Annotated in this window: 25 protein-coding genes; 9 read left to right on the top strand and 16 right to left on the bottom strand. The window is 34.9% G+C overall.

Features of this window, described 5'->3' with window-relative positions; all coding sequences use genetic code 11:
• Positions 1-139: 139 nt before the first annotated feature.
• Together pheS and BMW63_RS01590 are read right to left on the bottom strand one after the other, a co-directional pair.
• On the bottom strand, positions 140-1,159 hold the full coding sequence (pheS, locus tag BMW63_RS01595; protein ID WP_074721130.1) for a phenylalanine--tRNA ligase subunit alpha: 1,020 nt from the start codon (positions 1,157-1,159) through the stop codon (positions 140-142).
• A 113-nt stretch (positions 1,160-1,272) separates the two neighbouring features.
• Complete coding sequence (locus BMW63_RS01590; protein WP_074720559.1) at positions 1,273-1,629, bottom strand: hypothetical protein; 357 nt, start codon at positions 1,627-1,629, stop codon at positions 1,273-1,275.
• Between the two features lie 211 nt (positions 1,630-1,840).
• On the opposite strand from BMW63_RS01590, the gene BMW63_RS01585 reads away from it, so the two are divergent.
• On the top strand, positions 1,841-2,356 hold the full coding sequence (locus BMW63_RS01585) for a CvpA family protein (protein ID WP_074720557.1): 516 nt from the start codon (positions 1,841-1,843) through the stop codon (positions 2,354-2,356).
• Between the two features lie 51 nt (positions 2,357-2,407).
• Here BMW63_RS01585 and BMW63_RS01580 read toward each other — a convergent pair whose 3' ends face one another.
• From BMW63_RS01580 to BMW63_RS01540, 9 genes are all read right to left on the bottom strand, one after another.
• Positions 2,408-3,151 carry a tetratricopeptide repeat protein gene (locus BMW63_RS01580; protein ID WP_074720555.1) on the bottom strand — a complete coding sequence of 248 codons (744 nt, stop codon included), beginning with the start codon at positions 3,149-3,151 and terminating at the stop codon, positions 2,408-2,410.
• Between the two features lie 39 nt (positions 3,152-3,190).
• A complete protein-coding gene (locus BMW63_RS01575) occupies positions 3,191-4,939 on the bottom strand; it encodes a BatD family protein (RefSeq protein ID WP_074720553.1) in 1,749 nt (582 codons plus the stop codon).
• Positions 4,940-5,027: 88 nt separating this feature from the next.
• Entirely contained in the window at positions 5,028-5,798 is a 771-nt protein-coding gene (locus BMW63_RS01570) for a tetratricopeptide repeat protein (protein ID WP_074721128.1), read from the bottom strand.
• Positions 5,799-5,851: 53 nt separating this feature from the next.
• On the bottom strand, positions 5,852-6,886 hold the full coding sequence (locus BMW63_RS01565; RefSeq protein WP_074720551.1) for a VWA domain-containing protein: 1,035 nt from the start codon (positions 6,884-6,886) through the stop codon (positions 5,852-5,854).
• Between the two features lie 177 nt (positions 6,887-7,063).
• Positions 7,064-8,065, bottom strand: a complete 1,002-nt coding sequence (locus tag BMW63_RS01560) for a vWA domain-containing protein (protein ID WP_074720549.1) — start codon at positions 8,063-8,065, stop codon at positions 7,064-7,066.
• Entirely contained in the window at positions 8,065-9,693 is a 1,629-nt protein-coding gene (locus tag BMW63_RS01555) for a BatD family protein (protein WP_074720547.1), read from the bottom strand. Before BMW63_RS01555 ends, BMW63_RS01560 begins: the two co-directional genes overlap by 1 nt.
• A gap of 124 nt (positions 9,694-9,817) precedes the next feature.
• Positions 9,818-10,192, bottom strand: coding sequence for a four helix bundle protein (locus tag BMW63_RS01550; protein WP_074720545.1), 375 nt, complete (start codon positions 10,190-10,192; stop codon positions 9,818-9,820).
• A 58-nt stretch (positions 10,193-10,250) separates the two neighbouring features.
• Positions 10,251-11,114, bottom strand: a complete 864-nt coding sequence (locus BMW63_RS01545; protein ID WP_074720543.1) for a DUF58 domain-containing protein — start codon at positions 11,112-11,114, stop codon at positions 10,251-10,253.
• An 89-nt stretch (positions 11,115-11,203) separates the two neighbouring features.
• Positions 11,204-12,208 (bottom strand): AAA family ATPase, encoded by a 1,005-nt coding sequence (locus tag BMW63_RS01540; protein ID WP_074720541.1) that lies wholly within the window; start codon positions 12,206-12,208, stop codon positions 11,204-11,206.
• Positions 12,209-12,420: 212 nt separating this feature from the next.
• On the opposite strand from BMW63_RS01540, the gene BMW63_RS01535 reads away from it, so the two are divergent.
• From BMW63_RS01535 to BMW63_RS01515, 5 genes are all read left to right on the top strand, one after another.
• The gene (locus BMW63_RS01535) at positions 12,421-13,293 is read left to right on the top strand and encodes an aldo/keto reductase (protein ID WP_074720539.1); all 873 of its coding nucleotides are present in this window, start codon (positions 12,421-12,423) and stop codon (positions 13,291-13,293) included.
• A 75-nt stretch (positions 13,294-13,368) separates the two neighbouring features.
• A complete protein-coding gene (locus tag BMW63_RS01530) occupies positions 13,369-14,121 on the top strand; it encodes an SDR family NAD(P)-dependent oxidoreductase (RefSeq protein WP_074720537.1) in 753 nt (250 codons plus the stop codon).
• Between the two features lie 213 nt (positions 14,122-14,334).
• On the top strand, positions 14,335-15,474 hold the full coding sequence (locus BMW63_RS01525; RefSeq protein ID WP_074720535.1) for an ATP-binding protein: 1,140 nt from the start codon (positions 14,335-14,337) through the stop codon (positions 15,472-15,474).
• Positions 15,475-16,204: 730 nt separating this feature from the next.
• Positions 16,205-16,930 (top strand): metallophosphoesterase, encoded by a 726-nt coding sequence (locus tag BMW63_RS01520; protein ID WP_074720533.1) that lies wholly within the window; start codon positions 16,205-16,207, stop codon positions 16,928-16,930.
• A gap of 47 nt (positions 16,931-16,977) precedes the next feature.
• A complete protein-coding gene (locus tag BMW63_RS01515; protein WP_074720531.1) occupies positions 16,978-17,475 on the top strand; it encodes a DUF6646 family protein in 498 nt (165 codons plus the stop codon).
• Positions 17,476-17,647: 172 nt separating this feature from the next.
• On the opposite strand, the gene BMW63_RS01510 is transcribed toward BMW63_RS01515, so the two are convergent.
• The 5 genes from BMW63_RS01510 to BMW63_RS01490 all read right to left on the bottom strand — a co-directional run bounded on the left by BMW63_RS01510 (position 17,648) and on the right by BMW63_RS01490 (position 23,134).
• Positions 17,648-18,301, bottom strand: coding sequence for an HIRAN domain-containing protein (locus BMW63_RS01510; RefSeq protein WP_074720529.1), 654 nt, complete (start codon positions 18,299-18,301; stop codon positions 17,648-17,650).
• A complete protein-coding gene (locus BMW63_RS01505) occupies positions 18,298-19,380 on the bottom strand; it encodes a HipA domain-containing protein (RefSeq protein ID WP_074720527.1) in 1,083 nt (360 codons plus the stop codon). The genes BMW63_RS01510 and BMW63_RS01505 overlap by 4 nt, the downstream gene beginning before the upstream one ends.
• 79 nt (positions 19,381-19,459) lie before the next feature.
• Positions 19,460-21,013: an L-piperidine-6-carboxylate dehydrogenase gene (amaB, locus tag BMW63_RS01500; protein ID WP_074720525.1), complete on the bottom strand. Its 1,554-nt coding sequence runs from the start codon at positions 21,011-21,013 to the stop codon at positions 19,460-19,462.
• 293 nt (positions 21,014-21,306) lie between these two features.
• Positions 21,307-21,846 carry a 3-hydroxyanthranilate 3,4-dioxygenase gene (locus tag BMW63_RS01495; RefSeq protein WP_074720523.1) on the bottom strand — a complete coding sequence of 180 codons (540 nt, stop codon included), beginning with the start codon at positions 21,844-21,846 and terminating at the stop codon, positions 21,307-21,309.
• A 178-nt stretch (positions 21,847-22,024) separates the two neighbouring features.
• Complete coding sequence (locus BMW63_RS01490) at positions 22,025-23,134, bottom strand: endonuclease/exonuclease/phosphatase family protein (protein WP_074720521.1); 1,110 nt, start codon at positions 23,132-23,134, stop codon at positions 22,025-22,027.
• Between the two features lie 272 nt (positions 23,135-23,406).
• Here BMW63_RS01490 and BMW63_RS01485 point away from each other — a divergent pair, with 272 nt between their 5' ends.
• The 3 genes from BMW63_RS01485 to BMW63_RS01475 all read left to right on the top strand — a co-directional run bounded on the left by BMW63_RS01485 (position 23,407) and on the right by BMW63_RS01475 (position 25,568).
• On the top strand, positions 23,407-24,303 hold the full coding sequence (locus BMW63_RS01485) for a S66 peptidase family protein (protein ID WP_083380338.1): 897 nt from the start codon (positions 23,407-23,409) through the stop codon (positions 24,301-24,303).
• Positions 24,304-24,459: 156 nt separating this feature from the next.
• A complete protein-coding gene (locus BMW63_RS01480; RefSeq protein ID WP_074720517.1) occupies positions 24,460-24,819 on the top strand; it encodes a YraN family protein in 360 nt (119 codons plus the stop codon).
• A 92-nt stretch (positions 24,820-24,911) separates the two neighbouring features.
• Positions 24,912-25,568, top strand: coding sequence for an aspartate kinase (locus tag BMW63_RS01475; protein ID WP_074720515.1), 657 nt, complete (start codon positions 24,912-24,914; stop codon positions 25,566-25,568).
• The last annotated feature ends 14 nt before the right edge of the window (positions 25,569-25,582 follow it).

Here is a 25,582-nt window from a genome sequence, read left to right as displayed (position 1 = left end):
TTTTGCATCGCTCTCGAAGCACTTATATTCTATGATTTAGTATTCCTAGCCCAGATAGAAGTGAAAATCCTTTTCTTGTTTTTCTTTAAAACAAGAAAAGGATTTTCACTTCTATCTGGAAATAGCTTCAAATTATTTTTTAAATACTAGCTTTAAATTGCGCTAAGAAACGAACGTCATTTTCATAAAACATACGAATATCACCAATTTGATAGTTCAACATAGCGATTCTTTCAATTCCCATTCCGAAGGCGAAACCAGTGTATTCTTCTGGATCGATACCACAATTTTTAAGGACATTAGGATCTACCATACCACAACCACCAATTTCCAACCAACCGGTTCCTTTGGTAATTCTATAATCAGTTTCCGTTTTTAAACCCCAGTAAATATCAATTTCGGCACTTGGTTCCGTGAACGGAAAATACGACGGACGCAAGCGTATTTTTGATTTCCCAAACATCTCTTTGGTGAAATGCAATAAAGTTTGCTTCAAGTCGGCAAAAGAAACATCTTTATCAATGTACAAGCCTTCTACTTGATGAAATATACAGTGAGAGCGCGATGAAACGGCCTCGTTACGAAAAACTCTTCCCGGAGAAATCGTTCTAATAGGTGGTTTATTCTCCTCCATGTAACGCACTTGTACCGATGAAGTATGCGTACGCAACAAAATATCCGGATCTGTCTGAATGAAAAAAGTGTCTTGCATGTCCCGTGCTGGATGGTATTCCGGAAGGTTTAATGCGGTAAAATTATGCCAGTCATCTTCAATTTCCGGTCCTTCAGAAACATTGAAACCAATATTAGAAAAAATATCTATAATCTGGTTTTTTACCAATGAAATAGGATGACGAGAACCAATTGTTATCGGTTCAGACGAACGTGTTAAATCACCGTAAAAACCCTTAGTTTCTTCTTTGTTTTCGAATGCTTCCTGAATGCTTTTTACTTTTTCTTCTGCTGAAGTTTTAAGTAAATTGATTACCTGCCCAAATTCCTTCTTTTGGTCATTAGGAACATTCTTGAACTCGGCAAAAAGTTCTTTCAAAAGTCCTTTGCTTCCTAGAAATTTAATTCTAAATATCTCTAATTCTGCTTTATCTTGTGTTGAGAATGCTTGCGCTTCCCCAATATATTCTTTTATCTTGTCTATCATTTTCATCCAATAATTGAGAGTGCAAATTTACAAAAATTTGCTTCAGGTTTAAAGTTTAAATTTCAAAGTTTGGCCAATAGCCTACTTATTCATGCTTGTTTATCCAGAAGGGATTATTCAATCAACTCTCTTTCGATAAAATAATTCACAATAGCTTCTTTCATTAACACCGATTGTTCTCCTGCTTTCAGTGTTGGTAATTCCTCTTTAACACGATAATGCGGCCAACCATCTTCATCAAAAAATTCGAATTCATAGAATCCGTAAGGTTCTAATAATCGGCAAATCGCGATATGCATTAGGTTTAATTTTTCATCTTTTTTATATTCACGGTGTACTTTTCCGAGTTCCTGAACCCCAATCAAATAAATGATAGCATCTAAATCTAGGTCTTCGCCTTGTGAAAATTGATTGGAAAGTATATCTACCAGCTGTTCCCAGCGTTCTTTAAGTTGGTTGTCTCTTGACATTTTTTTGACTTATGAATTATGAGTACTAGACTTTAAAATCAGTACTCATAAAATTATTTTTGCAAAGATAGCAACTTGAAAATTGACATTGTATAAAAACCGTCTCCATTATAGATTTGCTTTCATTTAATTACAAATTTCAGTTTTGTCTTATAGTATCCTCAACTATTCCATTATATTTGTTCATCTATAGTTACTTAAAAAAAATAGTATGAGTTTTTTAGATATTGTTTTGGGTGCATTACTTCTTTATGCTTTATTCAAAGGCATGAAAAATGGTCTTTTTATTGAACTGGCTTCCTTGATTTCACTTATTTTAGGAATCTACGTCGCAATAAAATGCTCTTACATGGTAAGAGCGATGCTTGCCAATCATGTTTCTTGGTCTCCAAAATATATTGAGATCATCGCTTTTGGCCTCACTTTTATCGCTGTGGTTGTTACCGTTCATACCTTGGCAAAAGTCCTCACTGGAATTATGGACTTTGCGTTCTTGGGCATATTCAATAAACTAGCTGGAGGTGCCTTTAGTGTTCTAAAAACCATTTTACTTTTAAGCGTTGTAATTAATCTTTTTCAGAAAGTCAATCTAAACAATATGATTGCAAAAGAAGAGACGCTCAATAAATCACTGTTTTACAATCCCATTCAAGAAGTTTCAAAATACATTTATCCTTCCTTAGAAAAGTGGTATACTGATTTTAAAGAAACGAAGAAATCAGCATAGTGTTCGATTTTTAGAGTATTAAACACTTAAAGTATCGGAATAAAATAAAATCTACTTCACTTCCTTTATTGCAGCATTTTGAATCCAACCTTCAGTACCGTCAGTTAACTGGACTTTTTTCCAACTGTCTACTTTTTCTTCAACATAAACTTTCGTCCCTTCATGAAGCACAAAAATAACTGAACCTCCTTTTTGTGGCTCGCTTCTTACCTCTGCACTTTCGGCAAAAACAATTGCTGGTCTTTCATTATCATAATGACTTTTTTCGAAAACAGCAGCTGCAATGACAATGAACATCAATACAATAAGCACAAACATGACAAAAAATGAAATCCTTTTGACGATCGTAGTTTCTGAAAAATAATACCCTAAAAAAGCCAGTAAAAATGCAATTGCTAATCCTACCGCAATCCAGGCCCAAGTATTGTAATGATAAATTCCAGTAAAATCACGAAGCAACTTGGCAAACCCTACTTTAGGAACCACCTTTACTTCATCAATAGTTCGTTTTTGAGCAAATCTAAGGTTGTTTGCTGCCTCACGATTATTTGCATTCAACACTAAGGCTTTCTCGTAGCTATAAATAGCCGGAGCGACTTTATTCAATTTATAATAGCAATTCCCGAGGTTAAAATACAATTCTGAAGAATGCTGTTTTGTTTTCAACACACTCCCATAAGCATCAATAGCTTGCTCGTATTTTCCTGCTTTGTACAGATTATTCCCCGCTTCAAAGCCATTTTGAGCAAAGAAAACTTGGGTTGTTAGTAATAATATAAAAAAAATATTTTTCATTTTTCGATTGGTCAATTACAAATTATTTGTTGTCAATTTTTATATCTGCTTTTCCAAATCAGAAATTATCGACACTGCTTTATCATAATCTTTTTGGATCGTCGCAGTAGATGAAGGGGCATATCTCGCGATTTCACAGTTCTCAGTCAGCGCAATAAAGTCATCTACTGCCGCAGGATTTGCATTTTTTGTCAACAAAAGCTCTTTGATATTATCCTTCCTCATCTCTGAAGTTTCAATATGTAATTTGGCTTTCAAGAAGTTGTGCATTGCTTTTTCAAGAGCAACATAAAACGGCTCTTTATTCTTAATTTGTTTTTTAGCTTCAGATAGATATTTCTTTGCCAGTTTATTATTTCTTCTTATCCTATTTCCTACTACATCACCGTCAATAGCTTCTTTTTTCTTCTTAAGCACTATAATTATCGGAAGCATTAGAAAAGGAAAAAACAATAATCCATAGAACAATTTAGAACCAAAGAAATCATCTTTAGCAACCGCCACCAGATTTGTCTTTAATTTGATAAATTTGAACTGCTCTGTATGTGAAATTTTGTTTTTTCCATTTCCAGAATTCGAAACAGTCGCGTCAGTCGCAGTAGGCCCATCTAAAATAGTAATCATAATCTCCGGAGAGCTTATAGTTTTGTATTTTCCTGATCCAAGATCAAAATAAGAAAACTGCATTGATTTTACAGGGTAGTTTCCTTTATACTGTGGTATAATCGTATAACTATCAGAGATTTTTCCAGACGTTCCTGCCAGTGTAGTGCTTACGTTTTCACTGTGAACCGCATCATACATTTCTAAAGCATTTGGGACGACCGGCTTTGGTAAACTGAATAATTTCATGTTCCCTTTTCCAGTAACACTTACAATCAAGTCAAGGCTTTCCCCATTTTTTAGACTCGTTTTTGTAGGCGTCACTTTGAAATCAAAATTCCCAACAGCACCTGAAAAATCAATTGGCTTTCCTGCTTCAGGAAGTGCTTTTACATTAATTGTTTTAGCACCTGCAGATACTCTTTTACTATCCTCAGCTATGACAACACGGCCAAAAACGTCCCTACGATTCGTGGGCAGCTGCACATCGATATCTAATGATAGTGGCTCGATGGTCAACTTACCTGATTTTTGTGGGTATAAAACTGCTTTTTTAAGGACGATATATCGATAACGTTCTCCTTTGAACATTCCTTCTTCGACAACAGGCTGTTTAATCTCAATATTTTGACTCCAAAAATCATTGTATTTTGGCTTATTGAGTTCTCTAAAATTGCTTATCCCAATATTATTGCTGAAATACAATTTATAAACGACCGTTATAGGCTCATTTACATAAGGGTTTATCTTAGAAATATCGGCGATTAAATACAAATTGTTATCTGCAGAAATACTGCTGTCATTAGGATCTCTTGGCTGTTCAACCGCAGCGGTAACCGTTATTTTTACCGGACTAGTTTTATACGCCTGCCCATTGTATTCAATAGTAGCCTGCTTGATGGTAAGATTTCCTTTTTGATTGGGTTGAAGATAATAAGAGTATACCTTTTCAAAAGTACTTCTTCCGTTAATCCAAGATTGACTCACTTGTTGACTCGGCCCTGCAATAACCCTGAATCCGTCAAAAGAAGGTTCATTAAAATTATCCCCATCGATGTTCATAGCAAAATCAACACGCAGTCTTTCGTTTAGCCCGAGCGTGGTTTTACTCACTTTAGTCTCAAATTGCACTTGAGCCAAAAGTCCTTGAAAACTGAACAGTATTAAAATTAAATATCTTTTCATCTTTTATTCAACCCTTATCTTCCCTTTCGGATTTATTTTATTCTCTATTTTATAATCATCCCTTAATCCTCCCAAAAACAAACCTCAATTACCAATCTTTTTCCGTTTTTGTTGGTTTTCCTTTTACTTTTTGAGCATTTACTTTATCTTGAATTTTCTTTTCTTCATTGTTTACTGCATCCAAAAGATTTTCTAATCGTTGTTTAGAAATTCCGCCAGGTTGTGGTTTTGGTTTGCCCTGATCTTCGGGTTTATCATCCTTATTTTTCCCGTCCTTTTTATCTTTATCTCCGTCTCCTTTATCGTCCTTCTTATCTTTATCTCCGTCTTTTTTATCTTTGTCTTTCTTGTCCTGATCCTTTTTATCTTTGTCCTTCTTGTCCTTGTCTTTTTTGTCCTTGTTATCCTTAGGCGGATTTTCTTTCAACATCTTTTTTGCCAATGCGTAATTGTATCTTGTTTCATCATCAGAAGGATCGTTACGCAGTGCGTTTTTATAGGCTTCAACTGCTTCCGTATAATTCTTTTCTTTCATAAACACATTTCCTAAGTTGTGAAAGGCTTTGTGTTTATCTACTCTTGATTTAGTACTTTTTATTGCTTTGGCGTAAGCAAATTTAGCTTCAGATGCTTGATTTTGCTTATAAATTGAGTTTCCTAAATTATAAGGTGCAGTAGACCTGTTTGGAAATTTTGAATTTGAAATTCTATAATCCGCTTCAGCATCCACGAATTTATTCTCCGCATATTCCGCATTTGCCTTAGCTAAACTTTTGTCTTTCTCTTGTGCCAATACTCCGCTAAGCCCTAAAAAGAGAAGTGAGAAAGTGGTAAATATGTATTTTTTAAAATTCTTCATTTTTATTAAATTATGCAATTCCATACAAGTTCAATCCCTGAAGGAAAAGACATTTATTTTTCTTCGTTAAATAAATTCAACTTCTTCACCCAACTTGTTTTCTTTTCTAACAAAAAGAGATCCAAAAACAACAACACAAATGCGAATCCAAGAAACCACTGAAACTGCGATTGGAAATCGGCCATTTGCGTGGATTCAAATTCGGTTTTTTGAATTTTATCCAAAGTATTCTTAATGTATGCCACCACTTCTTTGGTATTATTACCATTGATATAACCGCCTTTGGTTGATTTAGCAATCGTTTCCAAACTGGCACGATTTAATTTTGTAATAACAACCTCGTCATTGTTGTCTCTTTGATAACTTTCTACGACGCCATTTTTCTTCAGCGGAATAGTGCTTCCTTTTTCGGTTCCTAGCCCGATTGTAATAATTCTCATTCCTTGCTTATTCGCTTCTTCTGCCGCCGCTTGAGCACCTTCAGAATGATCTTCTCCATCAGAAACTAAAATCAACAACTTCGAGGTTTTGCTCTTGTCATCAAAATAGGTTGAAGACAATTTTATCGCTTCATCTAAGGAAGTTCCTTGAGACGAAACCATTTCAGTATTCATGCTTTGCAGAAACATTTTTGCCACACTATAATCTGTAGTGATAGGCAATACTGGAAAAGCGCTACCTGCGTAAGCCACAATCCCAATTCTGTCATTCCCCAATTGATTGATAATTTGTGAAACAAGCTGCTTGCTTTTTTCTAATCGGCTCGGAGCAACATCTTCAGCAAGCATACTTTTGGATACATCCATCGCAAAAACAATATCAATACCTTCTCGCTTTACTGTTTCCATTTTAGTACCAATTTTTGGATTTACTAATCCAAAAATCAATCCCGCCAAAGCCAAAAGAATCACAACTAGTTTAAAAACAGGTTTAAAAACTGAAGATTCTGGACTTAGTTTTTTTATTATTTCTAAATCTCCAAATTCACGTTGCTTTTTTCTTTTCCAATATAAATTGATAAAGAACAATACCACCACTACCGGTAGTAAAAAAAGTAAGTATAAATATTTTATTTCGTCTAATTCCATATTTAGTATTCAGTGTTCAGTGTTCAGTATTCAGTTTGCAGTTGCCAAACAATGGTCATCATTCACCTTTATCTTCTACGCAAAACGGCAATAGTTACTCTTTAATTAAATTCTAGTTTTCACATCCAATTTTCACATCCAGTCACCCCTTCCTTCGGAGAGGGCTGGGGGAGGATCCTATATAAAGCTCTTGTAAACTGTATTTCTTAATCCGATCTCAGCTAATAATAAAAAACCTGCAAGCCAAACAAAAGGCCTGTATTTCTCATCATAATCATAGAATTTTAATTCTTCAATTTCGGTCGTTTCCAGTTTATTGATTTCGCCATAAATTTCAGCCAACTTGTTGTTACTTGTTGCTCTAAAATAACGTCCATCCGTTTTATTGGCGATACTTTTCATCAATTTTTCATCAATTTCGACTTTCATCATTTTGAATAAAAATTGACCGTTTGGTCCCACCGCGTATGGAAATTCAGCCATACCGTTTGTTCCAATACCTATTGTATATACTTTTATACCATATTGTTTCGCAATATCGGCAGCCGTTTCTGGCTCAATAAAACCTGCATTATTGACACCGTCCGTTAAAAGGATAATCACTTTACTCTTGGCTTTACTGTCTTTTAAACGGTTTACCGCTGTAGCTAATCCCATTCCTATTCCAGTACCATCCTGCAAAACATTATCGTATTTTATACTCTTGATAGCCTCCAGAACAACTGCTTTGTCACTAGTTACCGGCGTTTTTGTATAAGCCTCCGAAGCATAAACCACAAGTCCAATTCTGTCATTGGGTCTTTCATCTGCAAAATCAGCGGCTACTCTTTTTAACGCTTCCATTCTGTTCGGCTTCAAATCTTTGGCAAGCATACTCCCTGATACATCGATTGCCATAACGATATCTATTCCCTTTGTTGTTTTCGTTTTATTACTTACATCAACAGTTCTAGGTCTTGCCATAGCGACAATCAAAGAACTCAATGCAACTAATCTTAATACGCTCAAATAAGGCTTTAGCTTTGCTAATAAAGATTCTGAGGATTTGAATCCCTTAATTGAACTTATTTTTAAAGTGGCTGATTGATCGTTTCTCTTCACGAATAACCAAACTATAGCTATTGGAATCAAAAGAAACAACCAGAAAAACTCAGGATTTAAAAATGTGATATTTCCCATTATTTACTTAGTTGTATTAATTCGACAGAGTTCAAAACTCGGTCTGATATTTCATTTGCATACGAATCTCCTTCTTCATGAAAAATCATGATTTGTTGCAATCCCCCTTCTTGGCTGAACAACAGTATTTCATAATACAGTTTTTCACTACTTTTAGAATCCGCATTAAATCTAGAAAATGTTCCGTATGATTTTAAACCCGTTACTCCTTCTTTAGTGTCAAAATCTTCTTGTTTCACAATCATATTTTGTGCCCCTTGAGATTCTAAGGTTTGTAAAGTGACCTCCATCGATTTTTTTAAATCAATTTCTGCATCCTGCTTGTATTTAATGGTTGAAACCATCAAGTAAAAATTATCAATAAAACTACCATAGGCAAAAGACTGCATTTCTTTAACGAGTTGCAAACCGTTTTTAGGAAGCGATTTTGTCAAATCAATTCTTCTAAGCACTTTTGGCGTTTCGATAGTAACTCCGGGATTTCCGTAGGTACTTTTTATCCATTCTCCTTCAAGTAATTCTTTTGTAGGATGTCCAATAATAGTGTCTTTTACGTAAACAAATCCTTTGGTAACAATAAAATAAGTGGTCGTTGCTAGCAATAAGAAAGCAACAGAAGCCACGGAAATAAGAATACGCTTGCTTCTTTGTTTCTTTAATTGAATTTGGATCTGTTTTTGTTTTTGTGCTTCATTCAATAATGAATCTTCTTCTATTTCGATTTCCACCGGAATAGCACTGTCTAGTGTAAGGATTGCTTTTTGTATTTTATTTCTATCCTCGGTAATTTCGTACTCTACTGGCTTAGATTTTGCAAATTTTACTAAATCGGCTTGTTTTAAAACACGCTCCAAGTTCTCTATCGTCTCTTGTGAAAGCGTCATTTTCTTTTTCACAGAAGCTGCTCTAAGACCAATAATCAACTCAGAAGTTGTGCTTTCCATCGCTGGAATATCTATTGCTTCTTCAATATAATTACGGGCAATATCCGTCAATTCACTGTAGTAAGCCTTCACTTCTCCTTTTTGCCAAAGTTCCTTTTGCTCTAAGGTATTAAGTAAGCTAGTTGCTTTTTCTATTGGTGTTTTATATACCTCTTCTTCGATTTTTTTCTTTTGTTGCTTTTTTACAAACCAATACACTAATGCACCAATACCAAATATCATCGCTAGTATCAAAAGGTATTTCCACCAATCGCCCATCGAACTCTTTACGGGAACAATATCTTTGATGTCATACATCTTTTGTTTTAAGGTATCCACCTGAACATTAGCCACCTCAACCGCAATTGAATCGGTCATGTACGGTTTGCTGTTGATGAGAATCTTTATACTAGGAATCGTATATTTTCCAGAATCAAACTGTGTTAACCCATATTTCTTAATTAATTCATACCGATCGTTATTTTTGATCGTGTCTATGGGGTAAGAACGAATTACTTCGAGAGCACCAATATTTTTAAGTTTTGGAAAATCAACTTTAGACAACGTATCCACTGAGGTTTTTACCGTTAATTTAAACTCGGCGCCAATTTTGTTCTTAGTTGTATCTATACTAGTTACCACTCGTTTTTGCTGGGCAAAAATAGCGGTTGAAAAAAGCAATAATAGTAGGTAAACTTTATTCATTTTTTATTTTCAGTTTGAGGCGAATGATATTTGATTAAAGTAATTGATTTTTGATTGAAGATTAACGATTTTTGATTTCAGAATTGAGCTGCAATTGCAATCAAACATCATTTATTCTATACGTTTAATTCGATTTTCCAGTATCAGAACTTGCCTTTGATGTTTTAATACTTGAAACAAAAATCGATATAAGTTCATTTGCTTCTTTTTTTGCTCTTGTCAAATTTTCCAGATCCGCTGTCAAATTTGCTTTCTCAATAATTTTCAAACAAACGAATGACTCCCTTAATTCTTTCAGACAAATTCCCATTTTATGAATAAAATCTTTTTTACTTTCAGCACTTTGGGCTTCTCCATAATTTAAGGCTGGCGATGTTCCTGAGCGAATTATTTGGCCTGCAAGGTGATTTCCCGCATAATTTTTCTCAAAATTAGTAGCAACGTTAATAATTAAAGCTGCGAAATCTATCAATCGGTCTTCTAAAATCTGTTTGTTCATCTTTTATACATTATACTAAATCTTAGATCAAAAATCGTTAATCTTCAATCGTTAATCATTACCTCGATTTAAAATAGCCTAATAATTTAGTCACATAACTTTCGTCGACTCTAGTGTTTACGACTCCTGCACCTGATTTACTGAATGTTTCCTTGAAATAAACTAATTGATCACTATAATATTTCTCGTAGTTGAATCGAACCGTTTTCGAACTCGTGTCAACTAATTGTGTTTCTCCTGTTTCAGCATCAATCATTGGTACCATTCCAATATTCGGCATTTTTTGTTCTCGAATATCATACACTCGAATTCCTGTGATGTCATGTTTTTTAGCTGCAATTTTTAATGTATGCTCATAATTTTCAGACATGAAATCAGAGATAACAAATACAATCGCTTTCTTTTTCTGAGTGCTGGATAAAAACTTTAAGGCTTGAGCAATATCGGTTTTAAGGCTTTTAGGTTCAAACTCGATCAATTCACGAATGATACGCAAAACGTGCGACCTGCCTTTCTTTGGTGGAATATATAATTCAATTTGGTCTGAAAACAAAATCAATCCAATTTTATCATTATTCTGTGTTGCCGAAAATGCCATGGTTGCGGCAATCTCTGTAACAATATCTTTTTTGAATTGATTTTTAGAACCAAAACTTTCCGAGCCTGAGATATCCACCATCAACATCATCGTCAACTCACGCTCTTCTTCAAAGACTTTTACATGCGCTTCATTGTAACGTGCGGTAACATTCCAGTCAATATTACGAATATCATCCCCGTATTGATACTGACGTACTTCACTAAAAGTCATTCCGCGCCCCTTGAATGAGGTATGGTATTCCCCTGAAAAGATATGATCGCTCAATCTTCGGGTTTTAATCTCTATTTTTCGTACTTTTTTTAAAAGCTCTTTTGTATCCATATTTTTTTCAGTGGTCAGTGATCAATTAGCAGTGTTCAGTCATTTAGCAGTCTAAACTGATGACTTAACACTGAATACTGCAAACTAAATTAAGGTACTTCAACTTCATTTATAATTTTATTGATAATATCAACAGAGGTAATGTTTTCCGCTTCAGCTTCATAGGTAACCCCAATTCTATGACGCAATACATCATGAACAACAGCACGAACATCTTCTGGAATTACATAACCACGACGTTTTATAAAAGCATAACATTTGGCCGCATTGGCTAAATTGATACTTCCACGCGGAGAAGCTCCAAAACTGATTAACGGCTTCAAGTCGGCCAATTTATATTTCTCTGGATAGCGCGTAGCGAAAACAATATCAAGAATATATTTCTCGATTTTTTCATCCATATACACTTCGCGAACCGCTTCCTGTGCACGTAGAATTTGTTCTACCGAAACAACTTGGTTTACTTTCTCATAACTACCTTTTAAGTTTTGACGAACGACCATGCGCTCTTCATCCATTTTAGGGTAATCAATAACCGTTTTCAACATAAAACGATCGACTTGTGCTTCCGGAAGTTGGTACGTTCCTTCTTGTTCAATTGGGTTTTGAGTTGCCAAAACCAAGAAAGGTCTGTCTAGTTTAAAAGTAGTGTCACCAATGGTCACTTGCTTTTCCTGCATGGCTTCTAACAATGCCGATTGCACCTTAGCCGGCGCACGGTTTATCTCATCTGCCAAAACGAAATTGGCAAAAATAGGCCCTTTTTTGATAGAGAACTCATTTTGTTTAATGTTGTAAATCATTGTTCCCACAACATCTGCTGGCAATAAATCTGGTGTAAATTGTATTCTGCTGAACGATCCGTGTACCGCTTGGGAAAGTGTATTTATAGCTAGCGTTTTTGCTAAGCCCGGAACACCTTCCAATAAAATATGCCCTTGTCCAAGAAGTCCAATCAATAATCGCTCAATCATGTGCTTTTGACCCACGATCACTTTATTCATTTCCATTGTCAAGAGGTCGATAAATGCGCTCTCTCTTTCGATTTTTTCATTGATTGCTCTAATGTCTAAAGTCGATGTATTTTCTTCCATATCGTTATATTTAAAACCTTGAATTTAATGCCTTCTGTTTGAGAGTGCAAATTGAATTATTTTTTAGAGGTAAGATGTTAAAAAATGGTTAAAACTTCGAATAAAGACCTAATTTTAAGGACGAATTGTGATACAATTTTTATATTTTTAAGAACTTTGAAAAATATACTTTCAATTAAGAAAATTACGCGTTTCAGTAAAAAATAAAAACCATGAGCAAAACGACATTATCACCTATTATTGCAGGTACTATGAATTGGGGAGTTTGGGATAAAAACCTAACTTCAAAGGAAATGGAAAGTATGATCCATGTCTGTTTAGAAAACAAAATTACCACCTTTGACCATGCCGATATTTATGGTGGTTACACCACTGAAGCTGATTTTGGAAAAGCATTTGCTTCGAGTAAAATAGCCAGAGAAAAAATGCAGCTAATTTCCAAATGTGGGATCCAAATGCTAGCTGAAAATCGTGACACTAAAATCAAACATTACGACTACTCTAAGTCGCACATTATCCGGTCAGTTGAACAATCGTTAAAGAATTTACAAACTGATTATTTAGATGTATTTTTGTTGCACAGACCTAGTCCGTTGATGCAAGCAGATGAAATTGCCGAAGCTGTAGAAAAACTAAAATCAGAGGGAAAAATAGTCGACTTTGGACTTTCTAATTTTACCAGTTCTCAAACCGAATTGATTCGTCAAAAAACAGAAATAAGTTACAATCAGGTCCAGTTTTCGGCAACAAATTTTGAGCCTATGATTGACGGAAGTTTTGACTATATGCAGCTACATAATATTCGTCCGATGTCTTGGAATCCATTAGGATTTATTTTCAGAAATGACATTCCGCAAACCCATCGACTGAAAAGAATATTGGCAACAATGGTTTCAAAATACCATTTAGGCGCTGATACGATTTTACTTTCTTGGGTTTTAAAACATCCAGCCAAAGTGATTCCTATTGCAGGAACAGTAAATGTTGCCAGAATACAATCATTGATGAAAGCCGTCGAACTAGATCTTGAAAAAGAAGATTGGTTTTCAATCTGGGCAGAAAGTATGGGGCAAGATGTTCCTTAAGTTGAATGAAGATTGTCCTTTTAAAAAATTAAAAATGAAATCCAATAGTACTGATTTCGACAGAAATAATAAACCATGAGTAAAACAGCCTTAATAACCGGTGCAACCAGCGGAATCGGAAAAGCAACTGCACAAATTTTAGCAAAAAACAATTATAAAATTATCCTTTGCGGAAGACGCGAAGACCGAATGGCGGAGCTTGAAAAAGAACTTTCTAAACTCACAGCGGTACATACTTTACTTTTTGATGTACGCGATAAAAAAGCCGTATCAGAAAGCATCGCTTCCTTACCTGAAGCCTTTTCTACCATCGATATTCTTATTAACAATGCGGGTAACGCCCATGGCTTAGACCCTATTCAAAATGGAGATTTAGACGATTGGGACACTATGATCGACATCAACGTAAAGGGTTTATTGTATGTTTCTAAAGCCATCATCCCCCAAATGATTGAAAGAAAATCAGGTCATATCATTAATATTGGTTCCACTGCCGCAAAGGAAGTGTACCCAAATGGGAATGTATATTGTGCCACAAAACATGCGGTTGACGCCCTAAATCAAGGCATGCGCATGGATTTAAATCCTTTTGGAATACGAGTGGGTGCTATTCACCCCGGAATGGTTCAAACTGAATTTAGCGAAGTGCGTTTTAAAGGAGATACGGATAGAGCCGAAAAAGTGTACCAAGGCTTCACGCCTTTGCAGCCAGAAGATATTGCCGACATTATTCACTTTGTGGTGTCCAGACCCTACCATGTCAATATTGCCGATTTAGTCGTAATGAGTACCGCTCAGGCTTCTTCTACAATTATAAAAAAAGATTAAAGCTACGCATTTAAGGTAATTAGTTTTTTAAACACATAGAAACATAGTTTAGATTTTGTAGACGTTTCACTTTTTTTGAAGTAAAAAACAGCTTTGTGAATAGAGCCCAAAGCTCCTGCAAACTGCGCAGTCCTTCTTATTTATCTGTTTCTATGTGTTTTAATTTTTAAATATTTCACCCAACGGTTTAATAAGCAACAACAAGTATTCTAGATGATTAACAAACGCCTTTTAATTAAAAACCTGCTCGCGCAAAATGATGAGAGTAGCTTTTATGACAAAAAGCGTCAGTTGAACTTGCATACTCGGGAAGGAAAAGCCAAGTTTTTAAAACATATTTGTGCTTTATCCAATTCCAACCCTGCTAATAATTCTTACATTGTGGTAGGAGTCGAAGATCTAGACAATGAAATCGTGGGTGTCGATTTTTTTGATGATAGCCACATTCAAAATTTAGTGAATGCCTATTTAGAACATCCACCCAAAATTCAATATGAAAATGTCCCTTTCCCAAATTTACCAAAAGACAAAGTGGTTGGATTAGTGACCATTAAACCAAAAAACAACACCTCCTATTTTAAAAAAGGAATTTATACTATTCTAGCCAAAAGTGTCTTTATTAGACATGGTAGTAACACAATGCCAACGGCAGAAAAAATTAAAAAGAATTTTCAAAACTCGGAAACCGTAATTGGGATAGAGAATAATGCTCGAAACAACATCAAATATACCTTGGACGGCGTTTTTGATTTTATGAATTTTCGCCACAAAGACATGGCGCCCAAGTACAAAGTCTTCAAAGAGTTATTTGTTATTTGCTGGGCTGGAACTCCAAAAAAAGTACGAGACAAAACGTTTTTGTCACGCGTTGACATTGAACTGATCAATGAGCAAATCAAATTGTTTTATTCCGATCAAGATGTGGTTACCATTACTTATGATGAGGATACTTTTACCATTACTGAATATCTTTCTTTGGGCCTGAACGATAAAACGAGTTATTATCCCTTGGAGAAACAAACCATCTATTTTTATGAAAATGGGTATTACAAAATAGAAAACGAGATGCTTTTCCAACCACCGGAATTCAGCCGGAAAATGCTTTATCACATTTACAATTCCAATCTTGCTTTGCTGGCAAAACTAAAAAAAGGCTTAACATTAACAGCAAGTGAACACAAAGATTTGGAAAACCTACCCTCGACATTCATGATTTGTTACCTCAACGGATTTGATGAGGCCAAAGAAAAACTGGTGGAAGCCAAGCCCCTCTTAAAGCCTTTTCCTCAAATTTATTTGTCTTTTAAAGAAGCGATGCGGATTTTGAGAAAGATGAAATACGACGTACACTAAAAAATTTAAGTCAGCATAAGTGGACCAATGAAGGATACTTTGACTTAAAAACTTGCGCCCAGAATTGGTGAGTCCTAACGAAGCCCGTCGGAATTTGAAAAAAACATAACAAAAACTATAGGAAAACATCAATACTACCGATGTTCCTTTAAAAAGAAGTTCCTTCTATTGCTGTCTGTTAAAAATGACAGGCGGCAACAAAAAGGTCATTGATGAAGCTGGTAATCATTCGAATAATTAAAAGCGATAAGACGATAAGTGTATTCATTGCTTGAAAATTTGTTTTTTGTAAAATTACCGAAAAAAAACAGAGTAAACAATCACTAAAAGTAGTGATATTTCTGTAGTACAAAATTATCCATTATACTTCAAAATCAACACCTTAAAAAATAAATCGATATCATATTCCGCTCGTGCATTCAATCAAACTCACCTCCGATTTCAGGCAGCCTTTTTTTACAAACTAATCTTCTCCGCTTATTGTTTTCTATACGATTTGCCCACGGGAACGACCGATAGGGTTGCGCCGGTTGTGAGCTATTATACTTCACTAAAACACTACAAACACAATCAAAGCTCTTTTACTTCTTATACTATTTTCCGTTCCAATTAATTTTTAAGGTAAAAAATTAATTAAAAATTCTCACTTCCCAACTCTTTTCCTTATTTTTATGGATTAGAAAAACAACACTGTTGCTGTTTTTTGTAATCCCGATTGACAATACACAAAATGAGAACATTAGTTATAGGTGACATACACGGAGGCTTACGTGCACTACACCAAATCATGGAAAGAGCCAAAGTTACTGCAGAAGATACCCTGATTTTTTTAGGGGATTACGTTGATGGCTGGAGTCAATCTCCACAGGTCCTTGATTACTTAATTGAATTGAATACCACAAACAGCTGCGTCTTTATCCGAGGCAATCACGATGAATTATTATTACACTGGTTAAAAGACAGCAAAGACAATCTTATGTGGTACAAGCATGGTGGCGAAGCAACTGTACTTGCTTATGAAAAAGTAGATGCCGTTACAAAACAATTGCATGTTGACTTTTTACTTTCGTTAAAAGATTACTATTTAGATAAAAAAAGCAGGCTTTTTGTTCATGCCGGATTCACGAATATGAATGGGGTTGCTTATGAATTCTTTCCAAAATTATTTTACTGGGACAGAACCTTGTGGGAAACTGCCCTGTCATTAGACCGAAGTATCAAACCCAACGATTTGCTCTATCCGAAACGATTAACTCTGTATGACGAAATCTATATAGGCCACACCCCTGTGACCCGCATCGGTAAAACTGAACCCGTCCAAATGGCTTGTGTCTGGAATATAGATACCGGAGCCGCTTTTAAAGGACCTTTAACCATACTGGATGTGGACACAAAAGAATTCTGGCAAAGCGAACCATTAAACACTTTGTATTTTGATGAAAAGGGTAGAAATTAAAATTTAATAAACTAATTTTGTCGGAATAGTTTTAAATATCTATAAATATGAAAAAAGTAATTACGTTATTATTACTGTCGTCGGTTTGGCTGACAAATGCACAAGCCTTTAAGGGAAATGGAGATGTGAAAGGTCAAGTAGGTCTAAATCTACAAGATGGAGGTTCAGGAGTTTTTATTTCTTCTGATTTTGGTATTGGCGAAAACATGTCCTTAGGACTGACTGCTAACTATTTATTATCGGTTAACGAGGATGAATTGGGAAATATTCCAGATTTTGGTCAACGAGTAGATTTGAAAGCACGGTTTAACGCTAATTTAGGTAATGTATTGAAAATGGAGCCAAACATGGATATTTATCCTGGTTTGGATTTAGGTTTGCATAACTTTGGTGCACATCTTGGTTTCCGTTATTTCTTTACCGATGGTTTTGGATTATTTGGTGAGGCTGGAGTGCCAATCGCTAAATACGACAAAAACATAACTGGATTTGACCATTTGAACAATCAGTTTGTTTTCAATATTGGAGCATCTTTTAATTTGTAGCACTACAAGTACTACATTTTTACAATAAAAAAAGGCAATTTGAAAATTTCAAATTGCCTTTTTTAGTTTATGTATTTTAAGTACTACAAATCAAATTTGATTCCTTGTGCCAAAGGCAAATTTGTAGTTTATTTAACTGTTCGTTTGTTTTTCTACTATTAAACACGCTGACCTAAAGACTCGCATTAACGAATATTCTTTTTAATACTCCATTCTTCTCAATTCCTTGAACAACTAATTTAAATTTTTTTTGAGTTTTATGAAAAACTTTACAATGAATCAATTTAATATGACCTAAATAAAAATCATCTTTAAATACCTTAACAGCTTTTTTATCAAAAGAGTTTTGAGGTTCTAATTCATAATTTAAAATATCTCCTATTGAAACTTTATCTGAAGCTATTTCAGCTTCAGATAAACCAGTTATTTCAGTCACAAATGACAAATTATCTTCTGGGTTAAAATCGGCCAAAAACTCAAAGCTATCAGTCGGCAACATTCCTTGTGTAAAAGCTAACATGTAATATTTATCTTCCTTCTTCTTTAAATCAACACCCCAAAAATCATAAAACTCTTTTAAGTCAGGTCTCTCACTTCGCATTAGTCGTTGACCAAAAATTTCAATTACATTTTCGGTATAAACTTTAGTCGTGTCTGGAAAACCTTCATAATGAATAAACCCTAATTTTTTCGCCTTAACAACTTCGTCTTGATTATATTGAAAGCGGATTCCCTCCGAAGCACTTTTTTTAATTGTGCCAACAGATATTCTACTACTGCCTTTGCCTGGTCGCCAGATAAGGTGTATGTTTCCTAATGCTTTCATAAAAGTTTAATTAATTTTTCTATGCGCAAAGTTACCAATTTAAACATCAACTGCTTTCTCGATTCCGACAATTTAAATTTAATTAAATCTTTAGGAAGATTAACATCAATATTATCAATTATATTTTTTATTGTTTCTGCGTTATATTTCTCTTCCACTCTAGCTATAAATTTTTGTGTCTCAGTTGGATAATGCTCTAACAACAACTTTACTAGTTCAAAATGTTTTCTTTTTTTTTCATTCCCTTCCCAATGAATTTCGGATTCTCCTTTTTTTATATATGCCTCTATCATCTGAGAGTCATTGAGCATTTTAAGAACTTTTTCATCTAAATGCTCTCTCCCTAGACAACAACCACTATCGTAAATTGGAGCTAATTTATGCTTAACTTCGAATTTTACGACAAGACTAGGGTTTTCTAATATTTGTTCAGATTTGATACTATCATCTGTAAAAAACCTTCTACTTAATCTTCTTATTTTCCTATAAATACTTCGTTCCTCTACTTTAGAAACAATATCTTTTTCAAGTTTTTTTTCATGTATTATTTCATGCTTTGTTATTATACCCCAATTCTCTTGATGCCTATCGGAATTCCCAATAATACTATCGAAGATAATAATTTCGACAATATTTTTGATATAGCAATCTAATGAAAAACTTGTTAAAGCATTACAAATAAACTGAAATGTATAATCCTTTTTATCTATATCAGGATTGTACCGAGCATTAAATCCCGTTAAATAAGTCTTCCCTTCTGTTAATTTATTTTTAGACCCCAAAACCATCGATTTTGAAAGACAGCCAATCTCTTGTTTATGCTTACTGTCATATGCTATGTCGTAGTCCAACATTGGAAAACCCAAAAATTGACCAATTTTTGAGGATATAATTTCAGACCAAAATTCAGTTGGGTATCTAATTTCTCCCTTTGGAGTTTCTTTAGATCCTTTAAAAAAATATTCATCATTTGTCTCTGGTTCCAAAGCAATATACTTACTTCTTGTTCCACCTGTGCTATAATGAACATTTTTATGCCAATCGGAAATATCTGTAAATGTTGCTTCAAATTGGTTCATTTGATTAATTTATTTTAATAAAAAACGCTTAATCTAAAGTAGAAAAAGCGTTTGATATAACCATCTATTTTTGATAGTTTTACAAATCAAATTTAATTCCTTGTGCCAAAGGCAAAGAAGTTCCGTAATTGATTGTGTTAGTTTGACGACGCATATACACTTTCCATGCATCTGAACCTGACTCACGTCCACCACCTGTTTCTTTTTCTCCTCCAAAAGCACCACCGATTTCAGCACCTGAAGTTCCGATATTTACATTGGCAATACCACAATCTGATCCAGCAACAGATAAGAAGTGTTCTGCTTCTCTTAAGTTGTTTGTCATAATCGCAGATGATAATCCTTGAGCTACTCCGTTTTGAACGTCAAGCGCATTTTCTACAGTTCCTGAATATTTCAATAAATACAATACTGGAGCAAAAGTTTCGTGTTGTACGATTTCAAATGAATTATCTGCTTCTGCAATTGCAGGTTTCACATAACATCCACTTTCATACCCTTCTCCTGAAAGAACACCACCTTCTACGAGGATTTTACCACCTTGTTCTACTACTTTAGTCAACGCTCTATTGTACATTTCGACAGCATGCGTATCGATTAGCGGTCCAACGTGATTGTTTTCGTCTAATGGATTTCCTATGCTTAGTTGCTTATAAGCAGCCACAACAGCATCTTTTACTGTATCGTAAATACTTTCATGAATAATTAAACGACGTGTTGAAGTACATCTTTGTCCTGCAGTTCCTACAGCTCCAAAAACAGCCCCGATAACAGTCATTTTTATATCAGCATCTGGGGTAACGATGATTGCATTGTTTCCACCTAATTCCAATAATGATCTTCCTAAACGACCTGCTACAGTTTGCGCAACGATTTTCCCCATACGAGTAGAACCTGTTGCCGAAATTAACGGTACACGTTTGTCATTAGTCATCATTTCTCCTACTTTGTAATCTCCGTTGATTAAACAAGAAATTCCTTCTGGAAGATTATTTTCTTTTATTACCTCAGCAATTATGTTTTGACAAGCAATTCCACAAAGAGGTGTTTTCTCAGATGGTTTCCAAACGCAAACATCACCAGCGATCCAAGCCAAAGCGGTATTCCAAGCCCAAACTGCTACTGGAAAGTTAAACGCTGAGATAATCCCTACCACTCCTAATGGGTGATACTGCTCATACATTCTATGTTGCGGACGTTCAGAGTGCATTGTTAATCCGTGTAATTGACGAGAAAGACCTACTGCAAAATCACAGATATCAATCATTTCCTGAACTTCTCCATATCCTTCTTGTAATGATTTCCCCATTTCGTAAGAAACCAATTTACCTAAAGCGTCTTTATTTTTACGTAATTTTTCTCCAAACTGACGCACGATTTCACCACGTTGCGGTGCTGGCATCAATCTGAATGTTTTAAAAGCTTCAGTAGCAGATTGCATTACTTTTTCGTAATCTGCCGCTGTAGAAGTTTTAACTTTCGCTATCAATTGACCATCTACAGGCGAATAACTTTCAAAGATCTCTCCATTTGAAAAATGATTTAATCCTGTTGAAGTTCCTTCATTTATATCTTTTATGCCCAATTGTGCCAAAGCCTCTTTCATTCCGAATTGATTTGCTATTGTTATCATTGTAACTTTTTTGGTTAAAATTGTTATATTATTTTTTTGTAAAGATATTGTTTAAAGACGTATTATACAAAAATCATCTTATAAAATATCCTTACAAATAGACTGCTTCTTACCAAAGCCCTTTTTTCTTATTGCTTTTTTTCTAGATTGAAAAAAATACAGATTTACGTGTGCAATTTCCTAGCCCCGGTAGTAGCGGCATCCTTTTATGGCCTCGTTTTTTAACGAGGCCATAAAAGATATAGCGGATGACGGGAAATAGCTCCTAACTAATACAGCATCCTTTATAAATTTTACTCTTTAGTCATAAATCGAGGGTCAGATTCCATAACTGTTCCACATTTTTCACAGGTTCTCAATGTTAGTGACTTGTAAAAATCTTCAAAATGAGGTAGGAAATCTTTTTCGATATCGTTTAGCTCAAAATATACTTCGTGTAACTTATGATTGCAGCTTTCACAAAACCACAACAAGCCATCTGTATAGCCTTGCCCTTCTCGTTTGCGCTCAATAACAAGTCCAATTGAATCGGGAGAGCGAACTGGAGAATGTGGAACTTTTGCAGGATGCAGGTACATGTCACCGGCATGAAGCTCTAACACATTGCGCTCGCCATCCTCCTGGGTAATAACTTTTATAGAACCCTCCAATTGATAAAACAGCTCTTCAGTTTCATTATAATGAAAATCTTTCCGAGCATTAGGTCCCGCAACAATCATGACAATATAATCACCAGAATCCCTATATAAATTTTTATTTCCAACAGGTGGTTTCAACAATTGACGGTTTTCATCAATCCATTTAGTAAGATTGAAAGGTTTTGAAATTGCCATTTTATTTGAGTTGTTAAATTAATGTTGCGCTAAGTTACTAAAAAGTCTCAAGCGGTAAAGTTTATAAAATCATAAACTATTACTAAGGGTTAGTTATGCATTAGCTATTGGGAGGCGGAACAAAAATGTATTTCTTTCATTTGAGTCAGATCTGTACTACGACCATTAAATAAAGCTTCTATTTTACCTCTTTGATCAGATAGATATAAACTGGAAAATGATCACTGAAACCGACTTCATTCTCCGAATGTCGTTTAGGATATCCTTTATATTGACCAGAAGTTTGTATCAAAAAAGACTTGTTGTATATCCCTGCTTTCCAATAATTAAAAGAGATAAAATTGTTTTGAATCAGCGATTGAGAAACCATAATTTGATCAAAAATGTCCCAGGAGTCTCTGAAAGCTATAGTACCCAAACCTTTTTTGGCCATATCCTCAAAAGGATTGTATATTCCCAACGGGAGTACATCCGCTTTATTGGCTTTAGCGCCAAGGGCAATTTTCACACTTCTATTGTAAGGCCCGTCATTTAAATCTCCCATCGTCAACACTTTTGCATTTGGGTTTATCCGCTGCAAAGAGTCAATTATATTTCTATTTAATTCCCCCGCTGCTTCTCTAAAAGGACTTGATTTTTTCTCGCCGCCCGAGCGTGAGGGCCAGTGATTGACAATAATGTTAATTTCCTCCCCATCCAAAAAACCAGTTACTAAAAGCTGATCTCGGGTAAAGACACGATTATTTTGAGCGCTTGTTTGTAGGGTATCATCCAATTTTTCATCGGCTTCTACTTTAGACTTCACTATTTTTACTGCTTCTTTTCGATAGACGATTAACGGAATGTTGGTATAAGTTGTAGGTCGGAAATATTTTTTTTGATACAATAAAGCCACGTCGATTCCTCTCTTATCTGGCGAATCAAAATGGATGATTCCATACTCTTTATCCGCTATTTTTGACTCTTTGATCAAGTCTTCAAGAACCCCTCTATTCTCTATTTCAGAACAGCCAATGAATGTTGGTGAATTTGTGTTTTCAGAGGAACCTATTTCAAGTAAAACCCGGGAAAGATTCTGCAGCTTTTGACGGTATTTTTTTGACGTCCAGTGTTGGTCTCCTTTTGGCGTCCATTCATCGTCATTTGTAGCGGGATCATTTATGGTGTCAAAAAGATTTTCAAAATTATAGAATGCAACGGTATGGATCGCATATTTTTTTTGCTGACCAAATCCATTTACTACTGGTAGAATACAAACCAACATTAAAATCACTCGTAAAATTCTCATATTTGAACTGTAAAAAATTAATTATAATCGGCAATACCAGCAACTCTTGAAGTAAAAATACTTTATTTTGAGAACAAAGTTCCAATTATTTTCGAAATTCATTACCTTTGATTTTTAGTCAAATTCGTTGACTCCTATTATTTTAAATATCCTTGAAAAACAAAAACATGCGTATTACCCGATTTTGGTCTACAAATAGTAGTTTTGATTTTTATAAAGCCATACTTTTATTTTTAGTTTTACATTCTTTCAACAGTCAAGCCCATACAACAATGACAACACCACCCATTTTACAAAAAGGAGATACCATCGCAATTTTGGCGACAGCCAGAAAAAATATTGACGATAACCTACAACCTGCCATCGATTTATTACACAGCTGGGGATTAGAAGTTGTTATTGGAAACACCATTGGATTAGACAATAATCAATTAGCAGGTACTGATGCACAAAGAGCATCCGATTTTCAGAAACAATTAGATAACCCAAATATCAAAGCGATTTGGTGTGTAAAAGGCGGTTATGGCACAGTCCGAATTATCGATATGTTGGACTTCACCAAATTTAAACAAAGCCCAAAATGGATTGTTGGTTTTAGCGACATTACCGTTTTACACAATCATTTAAATACAATGGGATATAAAACCATTCATGGAATTATGCCCATTACTTATCCGAGAGCAACTACCGAGGCCGTTGAAAGTTTGAAACTGGCATTATTTGGCAATCCTATCCGCTACGAGATTACTCCCGACCCTATGAATCGCTTCGGAACCGCTTCAGGTGAAATCGTAGGTGGAAATTTATCAATTCTCTATAGTTTATTAGGTTCTAATTCCGCTATTGACTGTAAAGACAAAATCTTATTTATTGAAGATTTAGATGAATACCTTTATCATATCGATCGCATGATGATGAATTTAAAACGCAATGGTTGTCTGGAAAGTATAAAAGGTATTATCGTAGGCTCCATGTCTAAAATGAAAGACAACGACATTCCCTGGGGAAAAAACGCCATTGAAATCATTGAAGATATCACTAAACAATACCGCATTCCGGTGGTCTATAATTTCCCAGCGGGACATATCCGCGACAATAGAGCTTTGGTTTTGGGAAGCGTTGTTCACATTGAAGTTACTGCCGAAAAGAGTATTTTACAATTTGAGTAGAATGATCCTCCCCCCGGCCGCCTCCGAAGGAGTGGAATATTGTACGGAAGTAGATTGCGGATAAACTATATCTATTTTCTGAAGCTTAAGGTCACGAAATGCTAAAATGATTGTGGAAGTCTGGAAACTGAACACTGAATACTGTAAACTAAAGAAATGGCTGAACACAATGAATTAGGGAAGCTGGGAGAAGAAATGGCAGTCGAGTTTCTTAGGAAAGACGGCTATACTATTTTAACTACCAATTGGACTTTTCAAAAGGCAGAAATTGATATCATTGCCAAAAAAAACAACATCCTCGCTATTATTGAAGTAAAAACCCGCTCTTCTCTAGAATTTGGTTTGCCCCAAGATTTTGTTAAACCCAAAAAAATTCAACTTCTTGTAAAAGCAGTTGATGCCTATGTTATTGAAAAAGATCTGGATATTGATGTCCGTTTTGACATCATTGCGATACACAAAGAAGGCAAATCTTTTGTTATTGAACACCTTATCGATGCATTTTATCATTTTTAAGTAAATTTTATTGATGTTGTATTTGTAACAAAATGTTTTTTATTTATATTTGCACCGTGTTTTAACACATAAAATGAAAAATATTTAAAATTATGAAAACCGTTTCTTCAATTGTCGAAAATTACATCAAAACAAAGCCTTTTCTTTTAAACGCATTATCTCTCGGGATTATTAATCTGACTTCATTATCGAGAAATATAATGTCAGAATTAGAAAGTGAGTTTGGCAAAGAAGTAAAACAAGGCGCAGTTGTAATGTCGCTAAAGAGACTAACGGAAGAATTGGATTTTAGATTGAATCATAAAATCAATAAGGTAATAAAAAACATAGGTGAAATAACTGTACGTTCCGCTTTGACTGATTATACATTCGCTGTTTCTGAAACAGTTTTAAACAAACAAGCTGATTTAATATCAGACATCAATGCTTTTCCCGATGTGTTTTACACCTCATCCAGAGGAGTAAATGAAATCAATCTTGTTGTGAGCAACAGTGTGAATTATTTGGTTGACAAACATTTTACCAATGAAAAACTGATACAAAAACTAGATAACCTGGCATCCATAACCGTTAAATTACCAAAAGAGAACATTGTCGTTCCCGGTATTTATTATTTCATCTTTCAGCGTTTAGCTTGGGAAGGAATCATCATTAATGAAGTTATATCGACTTCTAATGAGTTCACGATTTTAGTTAGTGAAGAACAAGTAGATGTTGCTTTTAAAGTAATCAAGGATTTGAAGAATTAAAATAAAAAAATACG

The organism is Flavobacterium frigoris (assembly GCF_900111075.1).
In the GTDB taxonomy this organism is placed as follows: Bacteria; Bacteroidota; Bacteroidia; order Flavobacteriales; family Flavobacteriaceae; genus Flavobacterium; species Flavobacterium frigoris.
Note: the sequence above shows the minus strand (reverse complement) of the source record. Positions and strands in the feature narration are given on the sequence as shown.

Bases quoted from the DNA above. Each gene is read 5' to 3' on its own strand.
- pheS (WP_074721130.1), bottom strand. From the start codon at position 1,159: ATGATAGACAAGATAAAAGAATATATTGGGGAAGCGCAAGCATTCTCA.
- BMW63_RS01590 (WP_074720559.1), bottom strand. From the start codon at position 1,629: ATGTCAAGAGACAACCAACTTAAAGAACGCTGGGAACAGCTGGTAGAT.
- BMW63_RS01585 (WP_074720557.1), top strand. From the start codon at position 1,841: ATGAGTTTTTTAGATATTGTTTTGGGTGCATTACTTCTTTATGCTTTA.
- BMW63_RS01580 (WP_074720555.1), bottom strand. From the start codon at position 3,151: ATGAAAAATATTTTTTTTATATTATTACTAACAACCCAAGTTTTCTTT.
- BMW63_RS01575 (WP_074720553.1), bottom strand. From the start codon at position 4,939: ATGAAAAGATATTTAATTTTAATACTGTTCAGTTTTCAAGGACTTTTG.
- BMW63_RS01570 (WP_074721128.1), bottom strand. From the start codon at position 5,798: ATGAAGAATTTTAAAAAATACATATTTACCACTTTCTCACTTCTCTTT.
- BMW63_RS01565 (WP_074720551.1), bottom strand. From the start codon at position 6,886: ATGGAATTAGACGAAATAAAATATTTATACTTACTTTTTTTACTACCG.
- BMW63_RS01560 (WP_074720549.1), bottom strand. From the start codon at position 8,065: ATGGGAAATATCACATTTTTAAATCCTGAGTTTTTCTGGTTGTTTCTT.
- BMW63_RS01555 (WP_074720547.1), bottom strand. From the start codon at position 9,693: ATGAATAAAGTTTACCTACTATTATTGCTTTTTTCAACCGCTATTTTT.
- BMW63_RS01550 (WP_074720545.1), bottom strand. From the start codon at position 10,192: ATGAACAAACAGATTTTAGAAGACCGATTGATAGATTTCGCAGCTTTA.
- BMW63_RS01545 (WP_074720543.1), bottom strand. From the start codon at position 11,114: ATGGATACAAAAGAGCTTTTAAAAAAAGTACGAAAAATAGAGATTAAA.
- BMW63_RS01540 (WP_074720541.1), bottom strand. From the start codon at position 12,208: ATGGAAGAAAATACATCGACTTTAGACATTAGAGCAATCAATGAAAAA.
- BMW63_RS01535 (WP_074720539.1), top strand. From the start codon at position 12,421: ATGAGCAAAACGACATTATCACCTATTATTGCAGGTACTATGAATTGG.
- BMW63_RS01530 (WP_074720537.1), top strand. From the start codon at position 13,369: ATGAGTAAAACAGCCTTAATAACCGGTGCAACCAGCGGAATCGGAAAA.
- BMW63_RS01525 (WP_074720535.1), top strand. From the start codon at position 14,335: ATGATTAACAAACGCCTTTTAATTAAAAACCTGCTCGCGCAAAATGAT.
- BMW63_RS01520 (WP_074720533.1), top strand. From the start codon at position 16,205: ATGAGAACATTAGTTATAGGTGACATACACGGAGGCTTACGTGCACTA.
- BMW63_RS01515 (WP_074720531.1), top strand. From the start codon at position 16,978: ATGAAAAAAGTAATTACGTTATTATTACTGTCGTCGGTTTGGCTGACA.
- BMW63_RS01510 (WP_074720529.1), bottom strand. From the start codon at position 18,301: ATGAAAGCATTAGGAAACATACACCTTATCTGGCGACCAGGCAAAGGC.
- BMW63_RS01505 (WP_074720527.1), bottom strand. From the start codon at position 19,380: ATGAACCAATTTGAAGCAACATTTACAGATATTTCCGATTGGCATAAA.
- amaB (WP_074720525.1), bottom strand. From the start codon at position 21,013: ATGATAACAATAGCAAATCAATTCGGAATGAAAGAGGCTTTGGCACAA.
- BMW63_RS01495 (WP_074720523.1), bottom strand. From the start codon at position 21,846: ATGGCAATTTCAAAACCTTTCAATCTTACTAAATGGATTGATGAAAAC.
- BMW63_RS01490 (WP_074720521.1), bottom strand. From the start codon at position 23,134: ATGAGAATTTTACGAGTGATTTTAATGTTGGTTTGTATTCTACCAGTA.
- BMW63_RS01485 (WP_083380338.1), top strand. From the start codon at position 23,407: ATGACAACACCACCCATTTTACAAAAAGGAGATACCATCGCAATTTTG.
- BMW63_RS01480 (WP_074720517.1), top strand. From the start codon at position 24,460: ATGGCTGAACACAATGAATTAGGGAAGCTGGGAGAAGAAATGGCAGTC.
- BMW63_RS01475 (WP_074720515.1), top strand. From the start codon at position 24,912: ATGAAAACCGTTTCTTCAATTGTCGAAAATTACATCAAAACAAAGCCT.